This is a genomic window from Paenibacillus pabuli (assembly GCF_039831995.1).
GTDB classification, from domain to species: domain Bacteria; phylum Bacillota; class Bacilli; order Paenibacillales; family Paenibacillaceae; genus Paenibacillus; species Paenibacillus pabuli_C.
Genome location: NZ_JBDOIO010000003.1, coordinates 3,459,675 through 3,473,317 on the forward strand (window position 1 = coordinate 3,459,675; position 13,643 = coordinate 3,473,317).

Below are 13,643 nucleotides of genomic sequence, written 5' to 3' on the forward strand. Positions count from 1 at the left end.
AATTCCGCAAATATCCCGTTTTCCGTGACACCCGCCTACGCCGTCTCTCCGCGAATGACATACAGTATAGCAAAAGGGAGTTCCATCAAGGTCTGTTCACGCCTATTGGACCTGACAGTTGAAGGAACGCATTTCCGAAATCCAATATAGAAGGAACGTGATCGTTCATGCCACAGCATTATTATCATCGCCAGCCCACACCACGGCAGCGTCCGTCTTCCTATTCACAGCGACAGGCGCATACTTCTGCCTATGCTCCGCCCGGTGCGGTACAGCGTTCATTGAATGAAACCCAAGTTCAACCGATGTACCCCGGAGTAGAACCCTACTATCCGGCCTACGGTGAAGTGGAGGCATCTGCACTTGTACCTTATGGGCAAGGTGCACCTGGCGGCAACTTGTATAGCGGCGGTGTACCCGTTGCTCCCCCAGTTCCGATTGAGACACCTGCTGCTTCCAGTGGTTCCGGGTTCTCTCTCGCGAATCTCGGTGAGTTAAAAGGAATGATCGACCGCTTCGGCGGCATCGACGGCATCATGAATGGTATTGGAAAAATGCAGAAGGTTGTCGGCGGCATTCAACAAATGGCTCCAATGATGAAGCTGGTTATGGGCATTCTGCCTTTTGGAAAAGGGAAAAACAAGAGCAGCAGCCCAGCGGAGGCCGACTATGAGGAATATACACCGCCTCGCCGTCCGCGCAAGCGGCGCAAGAAGACGACTTCCGCCCCACGCCGCCGCAGCAGCAATACGACTCGGCGCAAAACAAGTTCCACCAAGCGCCGTTCCTCAGGCAGCAAACGCTAAACCTCTCCTCAGGCACCTATCCCTTAGATAAGGAAGGTGCCTTCACCTTCTTTACGAGCAGGACCATTTATCCCCTTAGCCCTTCAATACCTCACCCATTGGAGTATCTCGGGCAAAATTTTTCAAGAACTTATGTTCTTATTTATGTTCATTGAGGTATACTGGGTAGTAGATAAAGGAGGCGGACCATGGAACTGTTTAAGGATAAATATACGCCCGGATTAATTGACCGAATCGGCGAACTGCTGCATCAGTATTACCCTACCCTAGACAAAACGCGCTTCCGCGACCTTGTGTTTGCCGAAGACTGGGAACAAGCCGAATTCAAGGCACGCATTCGCCGGATTACACTTGCCCTGACCGAAGTACTGCCCTCTGCCTATGAAGAGGCACTGCATGTACTTGAACAGGCGGCACCACAGCTGCGGGGGGTCGAGTATTTGTTTGTCCCTGATTTTATTGAGGTGAACGGACTCGCACCTGAACACTACGAATTGTCCATGAAGTATCTAACGGTCTTCACACCTTATTCCAGCTCGGAGTTCGCCGTGCGCCCGTTTATTGAACGGTATCCGATCGAGTCGATGAAACGGATGATGGAATGGACAAGCAGTGAGAACGAGCATATTCGCAGGCTTGCCAGCGAAGGCAGTCGCCCTCGTTTGCCATGGGGTTCCAAGCTGCGCAGTTTGATTGCGGATCCAACGCCAGCCCTTCCCATTCTCCATGCTTTGAAACAGGACGAGTCCCTCTATGTACGGAAAAGTGTCGCAAACCATCTCAACGATATTTCAAAAGACCATCCTGATCTGGTTCTGGATCTCGCCTCCACCTGGTACGGTCAGCATCCACATACCGACTGGATTGTACGCCACGCAAGCCGTTCGCTGTTGAAAAAGGGGCAACCCAAAGCTCTCGCCCTCTTTGGCTATATTGAACAGGATGCGGTACACGTTGAGCATCTTCAGCTTGTACGGGATACGATTGCCGTTGGTGAAGAGCTGGAGTTCACGTTCGATGTGGTCAATGCGAGTGGTCAGCCTCAGATGCTGCGGATTGAATATGAGATCGGATATATGAAGGCCAACGGCAAGCAGGCCCCCAAACGTTTCAAATGCTCGGATAAAACGTATCCTGCGGGGAGAAGCAAGGTCGCTACGAAGCAATCGTTCAAAGTAATTACCACCAGACGGTACTATGCCGGACTTCACACATTAACGATTGTGGTCAACGGACAACCCACTGCTTCGGCAGCTTTCATTCTTGAATAAAAAACAGAATTGCCATCCATAAGTTATTCACAGCTCACAACTACGGATAAAAAGATATTCACATGTGGATAGGATTGATATTTCCCTTTAACCGAATGCCGTGTCTGTCACAGACGCGCTTCGGTTATTTATTTTTCCCCCTCATTTCCCCTATGTACGTCTCCTCCAAAATCATCTGTTGACTTGGAGCATACTCCAAGTTGTACCATTCGGAGATCATCACCCACATGCTTCACCATTATTAGTGAAAAGAGGAATAAACGATGCAAATGAAAAAGACCGCCCTCATTACGGGAGCAAACAAAGGAATTGGATTCGAAACGGCACGGCAGTTGGGAAATATGGGTTATGTTGTTCTCCTCGGAGCGAGAGACATGCGTAAAGGCGAGGAAGCCGCACAGAGACTACTAAACGAGGGAATCGAAGCCTATGGAATCGAGCTTGATGTTACGAGTCAAAGAACCATTGAGACAGCCGTCAGTCACATTGAACAAACGTTTGGCTCGCTCGACATTCTGATCAACAACGCAGGAATCTCTGTGGGCGGAGCTACCCCACCTAGCTTAATCGCTTTGGATGATATACGAGAAACCTATAATACGAACTTCTTCGGCATGATATCCGTAACGCAGGCGATGTTACCCTTAGTGCAGCAGTCCCCTGCAGGACGAATCGTTAACCTGACAAGCGGTCTGGGCTCACTCGCATACAATAGTGATCCCGAGCATGAACATGCACAATTCAATCTGCTCGCTTATAACAGCAGCAAAGCAGCCGTTAACATGTTTACCGTTACTCTTGCCAAGGAATTCAGAGATACACCACTTAAAATAAACGCTGTCGATCCAGGCTTTACAGCAACTGATCTAAATGGTTTTACAGGAACCAATACTGTGCAGCAAGCTGCCGCTACGATTGTGAAACTGGCTGTTCTCGGGGACGATGGCCCAACAGGAGGATTCTATGGGAGTAATGGAGAAATACCTTGGTAAATTCAATACTGAGGAGTTGCATTACATGCATGACATACCCGACATCGTTACATCGATTCGCGAAGCTGCTCTGCTTACAGGGCTGACCGAAGATACGATCCGCTATTATGAAAAGGTTGGACTGCTCCCCTATGCAGAACGCAAAACAAACGGACATCGGCAATACAGCAAAGACCAGATTCTCGGCATTATTTTTTTGACCAGGCTTAAATCCACCGGGATGACCATCGAACAGATGAAACATTACCGTGAGCTGTCTGAGCAAGGTGCCGATACCCTATCCGTCAGATACGCGATCCTTGAGGAACATCAGCGTAAGATTCAGCAAGATATAGCTAATTTACATGAAACATCAGAGATCATAGCCTATAAGCTCCAACATTACCGAGAACTTTCGGAACATCCTGATCTTGAAGATTCGAACTGCAACACCAGTACCTAACTATCTCCAACAATCAATCCATTTGGGAAGACACAAGCGATGATCTCTTTTGCGCTGCTACAACAGACAAAAGAAGATCCTCGCTTGATCACATCTTATTTACTATCCATAATACATTTTCTATATAGATCTTTTATTTAAACCATCCGCGCTTCACAAACCATGCCACCATGCTGCCACCCAGTACAAACATCAGAAGCAGCACTCCACCGTACCCAAACTTCCACCCAAGCTCCGGCATATAGGCGAAGTTCATCCCATAAATTCCCGCGATAAGTGTCAGCGGCATGAACACTGTCGTTATAACCGTAAGTGTCTTCATAATGGCGTTCATCCGGTTGGAATTCAGCGAAATATAACTGTCCCGCAGGTCTGCGGTCATCTCCCGGTCCGCCTCGATCATGTCCGTCAGCTTCAGCAGATGGTCATAGATATCCGTAAAATACGCGGTATGCTCACCCGTCCGCTGCACGTGCTGCGAGTTGATTACCCGATAGAGCAGATCCCGCATGGGTACCACGGTTCGTCTTAGCTTCAACAGCCGGCTGCGCAGGTCAAACACCTGATTCATCAAGTCCTCTACCGATTCCTGACTGCCCCGGTTCTCCAGTTCTGCGAGTTCATCCTCAATCGCAAACAGCGACGGGAAATAATGATCGACGAGCTTGTCCATCACGGTATAAGCTGCAGCCACCGGTCCACGCGCCCAGATGGTGCGTTCATGTGCATGATGCAGGATGCGCTCCCATGCTTCATCTACCTCTTCCAGTACACCATGATGAAAGGAAACCAGAAAGTTCGATCCCAAAAACAAATCCACTTCCTCCGCTTCCAGTGTAGTTGGATTAAGCGCATGCAGCACAAGAAACTGTAAATTGTCGTAGTAATCCAGCTTCGGGCGCTGCAGCACATGCAGACAATCCTCGATCGCCAAGGGGTGAAAATGAAAATATGTATCCAGCAATCGGCTTTCTTCCTCCGAAGGCTGGTTGAAATCTGCCCAGACCCAGGCATAATCCTTCAGGTCCAGCTGTGTCAGGGGAATGTTAATGGAGACCTGATGATCTCGTGTGATGGCGAGTGTACGAATCATAAATTAGACCACGTCCTTGTCCTATATCCTTTACGCTATTGTATAACTTAATCATCGAACCGTCTCCTGCCATCGCATAACAGCCCTATTATCCACAAAATCACTTGCTGCAGGGACAACAAAAAAAGCCAACCCTGTTGGCTTCTCTCATTCCCTATCCACAGTTCCCTGTATCCACAGGATAATCTAACGTTTGGTTTATCATTCCACGGATGGCTATCCACATATCCAGCCTGTCCACACGTTCATGCACAGGCTTCTCTATAATATGATTAAAAAATTGTCCACATATCCCGATATTCACACAGTTATGAACAACTGTGCCGGTCGGTCCCAATCAGCCTTTCGGATCACTTTCTTAGAAAATAATCCAGTACAGCAAGCCTGCCAGTACAGCCGTAATTGGAATGGTGATGAACCACGTAATAATGATACGTCCGGCCAAGCCCCATTTTACAGCAGAGAAACGCTTCGCGGAACCTACACCCAAAATAGCGGATGTAATGGCGTGCGTTGTACTCACTGGAAGATGCAGCAATGTTGCCGTGAATATAACGGAAGCCGCGGATAAATCGGCAGCAAAGCCGTTGATCGGTTCAATTTTGAAGATTTTGGTTCCCATCGTTTTGATGATTTTCCAACCACCGATGGAAGTCCCCAGTGCCATTGCCGTTGCCGCAGAGATTTTAACCCACAGCGGAACTTCAAGATGATCCTGCACACCTGCTGCTACGAGCGCAAATGTGATAATCCCCATGGCCTTTTGAGCATCATTCGTACCATGTGTGAACGCCTGCAGTGCAGCGGTGAAAATCTGTACCGTACGAAAACCCTTGTTCACGGTGTGCGGACTGCGTTTGGCAAAAATATATTTGAGAATGGTCATGACCACATACCCTATGGCAAATGCAATCAGCGGGGATAACAACAGCCCCTCGACGATCTCAATGAATCCGCCCCATTTGACTTTATCGGAACCTGCTCCCACGAATACGGCCCCGGCAAGTGCTCCGATCAATGCATGTGAGGAAGATGAAGGAATCCCAAACCACCAGGTCACGAGGTTCCAGATAATTGCGGCAATCAAGGTGACTATGACGACCTCTATCCCGTTATCCAGCTTCGTGGGGTCTGTAACGCTTCCTCCGATCGTCTTCGCTACTCCCGTAAACATCATCGCACCGACAAAGTTCATGACCGCTGCGAGAATGATCGCCCGGCGCGGGGTCAGTGCCCGAGTGGATACCGAAGTTGCAATGGCATTCGCAGTGTCGTGAAAACCGTTGATGAAGTCAAACGCCAGTGCAAGGAAGACGACTATACCTAATACCCAAATCGTTGTTTCCATTATTCTCTGGCTCCTTAAGAATTACGCATAATGATGGATTCCAGCATGTTAGCTACGTCTTCACAAGCATCTGTCGTTGTCTCAAGACGCTCATAAATTTCCTTGCGCTTGATCAATTCAATCGGATCAGACACGGTAGCGAAGAGATGCTTGATGCACATGCGCAATACTTCGTCGCCCTGGTTCTCCAGATCGTTCAGACGAATCGTATATTCGCGGATCGCCAGCAATTTTTTCTGGGACAGCAAATGGATCGCTTTTTGAATTTCGTAAGCCGATTGGCGCAAAATCTCAGCGAACTGCACGATGAATTCATCCGGATCAGTCAGTTGGTACATATAGAAACGGGAAGCTGTTGCTTCGAGCCCGTCCAATACGTCATCAAGTGTTGTTGTCAATTCCATGATGTCATCACGCTCGATTGGCGTAATAAATGTTTTGTTGAGCTCCATAATGATCGTATGCACATAGTCATCGCACTTGGACTCGTATTTTTTCATTTCATTGGTAAACAGAGTTACATCCTGAAGGTTGGAAACATGCTCTGAGAAATAGTCAGCTGCCTGTACGACAGTATCCGCCATATTCTCTAATGTTTCGAAAAATATATCCTTCTTCTTTATTCTCATCGTCCTATCCCCTTTACGAGAAATTGCTGATAACCGTGAAACATGAAATGACAACCTTTGATATCTTATCATATTTGTTTCATGGTTTGTACAAAAGCTGCGATCCTTTTTTATATTCTTATCACATTAATCTGAAATGAATCTTAATTATTTGGAATCGATGGAAAAATGATGCTAGGATTTTACACTGCGTTTACAAAACATAAACTGACAGGATTCGACTTTCGTTTTTGATCAGCATATTAATGAAGCAAGCGAAGGAATTTGATCTTAAATTAAATCTTAATTTTGAACTTGATTTTGGACTTCAATATGACTTGCGAAGTCAGGTTGGTTCGGAACGATACTGATAAAGGTTTGGCCTGGAACCAGGGCCGCTTCTGTCCCATTTTGCACAAAACGAATAATATCACCCGGTTTCTTCACCCACTGACCACGAACCATCTTGCCTTTTTGAAACAGCATCGCTTCCCCGCCCTGTTCCACATTGACGGACAATCGGCCAACGCTGTCGAGTACCTTGTGATCCGCACCCGCTACAATAATGTTCGCTGCTCCAATCTGCTCTCCATTATCCTGATCCTGATCGGGCTTCCCATTCACCAGTCTCATATATCGTCCGCTAACTTCATCATAATCATACGTCACCCGGTAACTATCCAATAAATAATGAATATCGAATTGAGCTGCAGGTTCTCCTGCGGAAGTGGAGCCTTCCTCATTATAGATGTAGACGGGGGATTCGGTATCGTGGCTGTACCCCTTGATGTCCGCTCCCTCTCTAAGCTTGTCCGCTGAAGTATACAGATTGTGCGGTGCCTTCCGATCCGAAGAACGCCAGAAGTACGGTCCGCTGTTCGAGATTTCATCCATGTGCTGCTTCTGCTGCTTTTGCAAAATGGAATACGCGTCAGGACTGCCGCCCGCATGTACTAGCACGCCATCGTAACTCTCGCCCAGTTCAATCAGATACGGACGAATGCTGCGTACAGGTCCCACGGTCTCTGCACCGCCCTGACTCTGGAAGATGGCAATGAACCGGGTAATTCCGCCCTCTGCAAGAACCTCAATAATAATATCTGCCGAACTCAGACCAGACTGGGGCCTGGCGGCAGGTGCATTGTTAATCATGACCGCGAGTGGTCTCTGGGTAACGGCCTCCTCCACCGGCAATCCAGTCAGCGGTGCGGTGAACAGCGGCGCTGCCGGTTCTTGTATCTCTTGCTGCTCTTCTACAGGCGCAGGTACAGATTCCGGCTCCGGCGGCTGCGCTGCCTCCTTATTCTGACAAGCTACCAGGCTTATGGCGAGAATCAGCAATGATGCAGCAGAGGCTGCCTTATTCCATTTTAATGACTTCAATCGTTGTACCTCCTGTACAATGGCCTAGGTCTAAGGTGTGATGATTTCTGGATGTGGATAACCATTTCACGTTTTTCTTTCCATTTAATCACACGCGCCACCATTTGTCTTCGATATAAAGGCGATTTTCTACCCCGGAGTCAAGGAATTGAAACGATGAATCGGAATTCATTTATGTCTTAAATGTGAACTCATCAAAGCTTACTTAAAATTTTAACTAGATTGTGATTTTTATCACAAACAAAATGACTTTTGAACTATACAATAAAGACATCAAAGGTGATCACTTAGAAAACCAAAACAAACAACACACACTAGATTCCATGAAGGAGTGGTTTATATGTTCAGCTTCAACCAATGGCTTAGAGAAAACAAAGTGGCAATGTGGATTTTGACAGTACTTCGGGTATACATCGGTTATGACTGGATGACTCACGGATGGGGCAAATTGACAGGCGGCTTCCAGGCTGGCGGTTTCCTCGCTGGGGCAGTAGAAAAAGCAACAGGCGAAAGCCCAACCGTTCAGGCTTGGTGGGGAACATTCCTTGAGAAATTCGCAGTACCGAATGCCGGATTGTTCGACTTCCTTATCCCTCTCGGCGAATTCTTGGTAGGTCTTGGTCTCATCCTTGGCTGCTTCACAACACTGGCTGCACTGATGGCCCTCGTGATGAACTTCGCGTTCCTCTTCTCGGGTACAGTGAGCACGAATGCACAACTGGTTCTGATGCAAATCTTCCTCGTCGTCGCTGGTGCCAATGCTGGTAAAATCGGTCTAGATCACTGGGTACTGCCTTACCTTCGCGGGTTGTTCAGCCGTGGCAAAGGGAATCACCCCAAAGATACAACAACGATAAATGCAGCTCAAAAAACAGCGTAACGTTCAGTATACCATAACAGCCCTGCTCCCCATCCCCCGGGGAACGGGGCTTTTTCATGCCTGACTTGCCCCTGCACGGAATCACGTATTATGATGAACATATAGATTATAACCAAAGGAGTCCCCCACATGCCCACTCAACGCCGTCTTGAGACTGAAGCCGATTTCCAGGAAGCCATGGATATGAAGTACAAAGTCCGGGTTTTTCAGGATAACCACCAGATTGATTCCGGTGGTATCATTATCCGTTTTGACAGCAAAACGATTGTTGTCCAGTCCAGTGTCAGTGAACTTGCCTATCATTCCCGTACAGATTGCGAGTTCTTCGAAATCCGGAAATAGATATATAGACTTACACCAAAAAAAAGGTTCCCTCCGCCAATATTACTGGGCGAAGGAACCTTTTTGTTTTTTTTATTATGCATAAGTGGTTCATGTCTGAATGTCATCATATAGAGAGGGCTGTATTGTACAGCTATCCCTCTTGTCTGCTCCAAGTTACACGCCGTCACCGAATTGCCAGCAGTTCAAACTGAGCGTTCCATATGGGTAAGACTGGAATAAACGCTTCGCCTTTCGGGACATGTCTGCTGTGCCCATGGCGTAGAACAGGGGTGCCAAATGCTCTGTTCCATATGAAGGAACTGCAGTCCGGGCATTCGGAGCTTTTTTGTCATATTGAAACAGCTCTCTTGTATTCCATTTCTGCAGCCGTTCTTCCATCCAATTATCGAACTCCACGGCCCAATCCTGCGGTTCATCTTCGTTGTCACCAAGTAATCGCAGATTATGAACGGTACCGCCACTGCCTATGATCAGCACATCGTCATGACGCAGCTGCTCAAGCATCCGGCCAATATCATACTGTTCCTGGGGTGAGCGCAGCGAATCTACAGAGACGACAACGACAGGGATATCTGCCTCCGGATACATATGCAGCAGCGGCACCCACACTCCGTGGTCCAGGCCTCTGCCCCGAACAGGCTGATGCGCCAGATTGCTGCGGGTAAAGAGGGCGCAGATCTCACTCGCGAGTTCAGATTGTCCTGGCGCCGGGTAATCAATTGTATACATATTAGAGGGAAATCCGTAGAAATCATGCAACGTCTGATGTGTATCGTCCATTGTCACGGAAGGCTCGGGACAATCCCAATGCGCCGTAAATACAACAATGGCTTTTGGAGCCGGCAGCCTGTCGCCAAGCTGGTTCAGGAATCGAGTGTAGTCATTGCTCTCTACCGCCAGAGCGGGAGAACCATGCGCAATGAAAAATGCGGGTAATGTCATTGCTGCCAACCTCCAGACACGATAGAATGGTCACGCTTCTATACTACTCCTCTATTCTACCGCGTAGAAGACGCTTTTCCAAGCTGACATCCCGAAACTGCCCAATCACACAGTTCTGGTTCTCCACTTCACTGTGTGTTTGATTGCTTCAGGCGTCCTCCAAGCCATCAAATCATCCAGTGCTGCCAATCCTGTTCGATCTTCTGACGTTCACCGAGCCATTCCCGGGTACGCGAGATCAGCTGTTCCCGCTCTTTGCCGGAAGAGAAGGTGTGATCACCCTGGAAAATAATCTCCTTGTCGCAGCGCCCTTCCTGACGCATCCAGAATACCTTCTGATACAGGAAAGCATAGTCTACGGGAATGATGTCATCCGACGTTCCGTGCACGACCAGAACATCGCCGTTAAACTTGACAGCTTCCTGGAAGGGCTGATGCTCAGCCAGTGATTCGAAGAAAGCCGGAGTGAACTTGTAAGCGAGGTAATCAGCCGAGCCCTGCTTCACGCCCAGATCGTACACCTCACGCCCCGTAATCTTCACGATGTCATTGAACGGATATCCCACGGCAGACCACATGACCAGATTCTTGACACGTTTATCACGGATGGCCGTGAGCAGAGCAACTGCTCCGCCCAGACTGTGACCAATCAATGTCACACGGGTTGGGTCCACATCGCTGCAGTTCACCGCGTAATCCAGCACGGAACGGGTCTGCGCAATCATGGAATCCAGCCCTTCAGCTCCATACTCACCGCTGCTCTCCCCGCAGCCGATGTAATCAAAGCGCAGTACCAGGTATCCATCCTCAGCCAGTTCACGTGCGGTCTTCACGAACAGGCGATCCACGCCAATCCGGCTGCCAACGAAACCGTGGCAAATGACTGCCAAAGGCACTCGCTGCTGGTGATTACCCTCCTTGATATCCCTAACCACGGGATAATGAATTGTAGCTGTTAGTTCTTCCTGCCCATGACGGATACTGATCTGACGCTCCATGCTAATTTCCCCTTTCCATTCTTGCCTTTGCTCGTTCATTGGTTAATTGTATATAAATCCGATATGTTTAATGTGTATTAAGATGTTAGTAGTATAATATCATCCTGGGAACCTCAAGTCAACGTGAGGAAACAACCTGTTCAAGAGGCTATTTTCCATTTATCAAACGAACGTTATAAAATCTTTAGAATTCGAACGTATCTTCAATGTATCGGCAAAAATATGCCCTGATTGAATGAAAAGAAATCGAATTCTTCTATGCATTCTGTTTTTACGAACATGGAAATTTTAGGTACAATAGAAACTCATATATCAAAAGGAAACGGAGACGGCAGTAAGGAGTAACAGCCTTGAACACGACTGCCAGGAAATCACCATGAACGAGACTATTTTAATTGTAGATGATGAAAAGGATATTGTGGCTCTGATTCATCAGACGCTCACGCAGGAAGGATATAACGTGTCCACTGCATCAAGTGGCACCGAGGCATTACAGCTTCTCGGTGATCCGCCGGATCTGATCCTGCTGGATATTATGATGCCCGGCATGAGCGGATTCGAGCTCTGCCGGCTGATTCGGGATGAGGTGAGCTGTCCCATCCTCTTTCTCAGTGCGAGACAGGCCGAAATGGACCGGATTCAAGGGTTATCCATCGGCGGAGATGATTATATGACGAAGCCGTTCAGTCTTGGGGAATTGAAAGCAAGAGTGGCTGCCCACTTGCGCCGTTCCCGTCGCGATGGCGTTCAGCCGCGCGTGAATGAGCCTGCGTTTTACAGATACGGATCCTTGCAAATGGACCTGAAGGGACGCACGGTAACGATCATGCAGCATGCCATTCCGCTCACGCTCAAGGAGTATGATCTGGTGGAACTGCTGGCCACGCACCCTGGGCAGGTTTTCTCCAAGGAACAGCTGTATGACCGCATATGGGGCCTCGAAGCAACAGGAGATACGACCACGATCACAGAACATGTCAAAAAAATAAGGGCCAAGCTGGCAGCAGCCGACCCGGATCATGCGTATATCTCGACGGTATGGGGTGTCGGGTACAAATGGGAGCCCGTGCGATGATTAAGGAACGCTGGCCGATCAAAAAACAATTAGTCTGGGCATTTGTACTCGTTATGGGGATCAGCATCGTATTGACACTTCTGACCTGGGCTGCGGGCATATCGTTCCTCTTCTCCAACCAATGGCTGCAGCCAGCCAATTTTTATGAGTCTCAAATTCCCGACATTCAGCACACTGTGCAGGAGCAGGCGAAGCATCAGATCCAGTGGACCGACACGGCCAATCAGGCCAAGCTGGAACAGCTGCTGCCACCGGAAGGCATCACCTATCAGATTGTGGATACCCACGGAAGCAGAAGATACGGAACGATTCAGGAACAGATCGTGGAGAATGAAACGGACCTGCTAAGCAGGCTGAACAGCAAGACGATCACAGATCGCACACTCGGATTCGGCGGACTGGTTACGCTCATCTCGCCTCTAAGCGGAGATCAAGGCATGTATTCCGGGGCTCTCATCCTCCAGTACAGGCTGGAAACCAGCCCCTCCCCTTCTATATCGCCCGTCTGGACGAATACGTTTCTCTTACTTATGCTGGCTTCTCCCTTTGTTTATATTGCGGCAGCGACCTGGTTTGTGGCAGGAAGAGTGGGCCGCAATGTAAATCGCCCGATTGAGGACCTCATTTTGGCTTCCAAACGCATCAAGGGGCAGGACCTGGACTTTACTCTGGATAACCACGCCCCCAATGAACTCGGGCTTCTCTCCGCCTCCTTCGAGGATATGCGCAAGGAACTGAAGAGCGCCTTAACCCGGGAATGGAAGCTTCAGCAGGAACGGAGTGAGCTGATGGGCGCGATCAGCCATGATTTCCGCACGCCGATGACGGTGATTCAGGGTCATGTGGAACTGCTTAAGGATTCACCCGCACATGTTGTACATACTACCGAAAGCATGAGCAGTCATCTGGACGTCATTGACCATAATGTGAAGCGAATAAATCGGCTCATTCAGGATATGACCGTAGCCGCAGGTACCGATTTTGATTATTTTCCGCTTCGCTGTGAACCGGTTGATCCTTCTTCCTTCTGGGAAATGAAGCAGCGGGAGATGGGTTTCCTGTGCTCCAGTCAACGTGTGCACTTGGCATTCAAACTTGTGGATCGACGAGCGGATAGCTCTCCACCTCTGCAACTGGATGTACAGCGGGTTGGTCAGGTGCTGGATAACCTGGTGGCTAACAGCTTGCGTTATGTACCCCCTCAAGGGGAAATCAGAATACATGTGGATATACAGGATGTTCAGATCATGCAGGTTACCGTCTGCGATACGGGTCCAGGCTTTACCGATGCGGATCTGCCGCATTTGTTTGACCAGTTCTATCACGGCCACCAGGGACAGACCGGGCTGGGCCTGTTCACAGCCAAACGCATCGTGGAGAAGCACGGCGGAACCATATGCGCCAGTAACCTGCCTGAAGGGGGGGCTTGCATCTCTTTTACGCTCCATACTGCAGGGTAA

General features: G+C 48.8%; 14 protein-coding genes. 8 read left to right on the forward strand and 6 right to left on the reverse strand.

All coding sequences use genetic code 11. The features are described from left to right. Positions 1-167: 167 nt before the first annotated feature. From ABGV42_RS17540 to ABGV42_RS17555, 4 genes are all read left to right on the forward strand, one after another. Positions 168-806 carry a tyrosine protein kinase gene (locus ABGV42_RS17540; protein ID WP_347382786.1) on the forward strand — a complete coding sequence of 213 codons (639 nt, stop codon included), beginning with the start codon at positions 168-170 and terminating at the stop codon, positions 804-806. Positions 807-994: 188 nt separating this feature from the next. Beyond that, a complete protein-coding gene (locus tag ABGV42_RS17545; RefSeq protein ID WP_347382787.1) occupies positions 995-2,077 on the forward strand; it encodes a DNA alkylation repair protein in 1,083 nt (360 codons plus the stop codon). Positions 2,078-2,340: 263 nt separating this feature from the next. Next, on the forward strand, positions 2,341-3,069 hold the full coding sequence (locus tag ABGV42_RS17550; protein WP_347382788.1) for an SDR family oxidoreductase: 729 nt from the start codon (positions 2,341-2,343) through the stop codon (positions 3,067-3,069). 25 nt (positions 3,070-3,094) lie between these two features. Beyond that, the gene (locus tag ABGV42_RS17555) at positions 3,095-3,511 is read left to right on the forward strand and encodes a MerR family transcriptional regulator (RefSeq protein WP_347382789.1); all 417 of its coding nucleotides are present in this window, start codon (positions 3,095-3,097) and stop codon (positions 3,509-3,511) included. Between the two features lie 133 nt (positions 3,512-3,644). Here the strand turns inward: ABGV42_RS17555 and corA are convergent, their stop codons facing one another. From corA to ABGV42_RS17575, 4 genes are all read right to left on the reverse strand, one after another. Continuing rightward, on the reverse strand, positions 3,645-4,604 hold the full coding sequence (gene corA / locus ABGV42_RS17560) for a magnesium/cobalt transporter CorA (protein WP_347382790.1): 960 nt from the start codon (positions 4,602-4,604) through the stop codon (positions 3,645-3,647). Between the two features lie 358 nt (positions 4,605-4,962). Then, positions 4,963-5,952, reverse strand: coding sequence for an inorganic phosphate transporter (locus tag ABGV42_RS17565; protein WP_095288483.1), 990 nt, complete (start codon positions 5,950-5,952; stop codon positions 4,963-4,965). Positions 5,953-5,966: 14 nt separating this feature from the next. After that, positions 5,967-6,581, reverse strand: coding sequence for a DUF47 domain-containing protein (locus ABGV42_RS17570; protein WP_347382791.1), 615 nt, complete (start codon positions 6,579-6,581; stop codon positions 5,967-5,969). Positions 6,582-6,863: 282 nt separating this feature from the next. Further along, positions 6,864-7,943, reverse strand: a complete 1,080-nt coding sequence (locus ABGV42_RS17575; RefSeq protein WP_347382792.1) for a DUF3048 domain-containing protein — start codon at positions 7,941-7,943, stop codon at positions 6,864-6,866. A gap of 340 nt (positions 7,944-8,283) precedes the next feature. Between ABGV42_RS17575 and ABGV42_RS17580 the strand changes: the two genes are divergently transcribed. Both ABGV42_RS17580 and ABGV42_RS17585 read left to right on the forward strand, forming a co-directional pair. Then, the gene (locus ABGV42_RS17580; RefSeq protein WP_347382793.1) at positions 8,284-8,823 is read left to right on the forward strand and encodes a DoxX family protein; all 540 of its coding nucleotides are present in this window, start codon (positions 8,284-8,286) and stop codon (positions 8,821-8,823) included. 129 nt (positions 8,824-8,952) lie between these two features. Further along, complete coding sequence (locus ABGV42_RS17585) at positions 8,953-9,165, forward strand: hypothetical protein (RefSeq protein WP_110755533.1); 213 nt, start codon at positions 8,953-8,955, stop codon at positions 9,163-9,165. Between the two features lie 156 nt (positions 9,166-9,321). Here the strand turns inward: ABGV42_RS17585 and ABGV42_RS17590 are convergent, their stop codons facing one another. Together ABGV42_RS17590 and ABGV42_RS17595 are read right to left on the reverse strand one after the other, a co-directional pair. Beyond that, positions 9,322-10,110, reverse strand: a complete 789-nt coding sequence (locus ABGV42_RS17590) for a DODA-type extradiol aromatic ring-opening family dioxygenase (RefSeq protein ID WP_347382794.1) — start codon at positions 10,108-10,110, stop codon at positions 9,322-9,324. A 167-nt stretch (positions 10,111-10,277) separates the two neighbouring features. Further along, positions 10,278-11,108, reverse strand: a complete 831-nt coding sequence (locus ABGV42_RS17595) for an alpha/beta hydrolase (protein WP_347382795.1) — start codon at positions 11,106-11,108, stop codon at positions 10,278-10,280. 376 nt (positions 11,109-11,484) lie between these two features. Here ABGV42_RS17595 and ABGV42_RS17600 point away from each other — a divergent pair, with 376 nt between their 5' ends. Both ABGV42_RS17600 and ABGV42_RS17605 read left to right on the forward strand, forming a co-directional pair. Continuing rightward, a complete protein-coding gene (locus ABGV42_RS17600) occupies positions 11,485-12,183 on the forward strand; it encodes a response regulator transcription factor (RefSeq protein WP_347382796.1) in 699 nt (232 codons plus the stop codon). Beyond that, positions 12,180-13,643, forward strand: coding sequence for a HAMP domain-containing sensor histidine kinase (locus ABGV42_RS17605; RefSeq protein WP_347382797.1), 1,464 nt, complete (start codon positions 12,180-12,182; stop codon positions 13,641-13,643). The genes ABGV42_RS17600 and ABGV42_RS17605 overlap by 4 nt, the downstream gene beginning before the upstream one ends.

What these genes read in the sequence shown, in the direction of transcription:
- ABGV42_RS17540 (WP_347382786.1), top strand. Translation starts at nt 168, where the DNA reads ATGCCACAGCATTATTATCATCGCCAGCCCACACCACGGCAGCGTCCG.
- ABGV42_RS17545 (WP_347382787.1), top strand. Translation starts at nt 995, where the DNA reads ATGGAACTGTTTAAGGATAAATATACGCCCGGATTAATTGACCGAATC.
- ABGV42_RS17550 (WP_347382788.1), top strand. Translation starts at nt 2,341, where the DNA reads ATGCAAATGAAAAAGACCGCCCTCATTACGGGAGCAAACAAAGGAATT.
- ABGV42_RS17555 (WP_347382789.1), top strand. Translation starts at nt 3,095, where the DNA reads ATGCATGACATACCCGACATCGTTACATCGATTCGCGAAGCTGCTCTG.
- corA (WP_347382790.1), bottom strand. Translation starts at nt 4,604, where the DNA reads ATGATTCGTACACTCGCCATCACACGAGATCATCAGGTCTCCATTAAC.
- ABGV42_RS17565 (WP_095288483.1), bottom strand. Translation starts at nt 5,952, where the DNA reads ATGGAAACAACGATTTGGGTATTAGGTATAGTCGTCTTCCTTGCACTG.
- ABGV42_RS17570 (WP_347382791.1), bottom strand. Translation starts at nt 6,581, where the DNA reads ATGAGAATAAAGAAGAAGGATATATTTTTCGAAACATTAGAGAATATG.
- ABGV42_RS17580 (WP_347382793.1), top strand. Translation starts at nt 8,284, where the DNA reads ATGTTCAGCTTCAACCAATGGCTTAGAGAAAACAAAGTGGCAATGTGG.
- ABGV42_RS17585 (WP_110755533.1), top strand. Translation starts at nt 8,953, where the DNA reads ATGCCCACTCAACGCCGTCTTGAGACTGAAGCCGATTTCCAGGAAGCC.
- ABGV42_RS17590 (WP_347382794.1), bottom strand. Translation starts at nt 10,110, where the DNA reads ATGACATTACCCGCATTTTTCATTGCGCATGGTTCTCCCGCTCTGGCG.
- ABGV42_RS17595 (WP_347382795.1), bottom strand. Translation starts at nt 11,108, where the DNA reads ATGGAGCGTCAGATCAGTATCCGTCATGGGCAGGAAGAACTAACAGCT.
- ABGV42_RS17600 (WP_347382796.1), top strand. Translation starts at nt 11,485, where the DNA reads ATGAACGAGACTATTTTAATTGTAGATGATGAAAAGGATATTGTGGCT.
- ABGV42_RS17605 (WP_347382797.1), top strand. Translation starts at nt 12,180, where the DNA reads ATGATTAAGGAACGCTGGCCGATCAAAAAACAATTAGTCTGGGCATTT.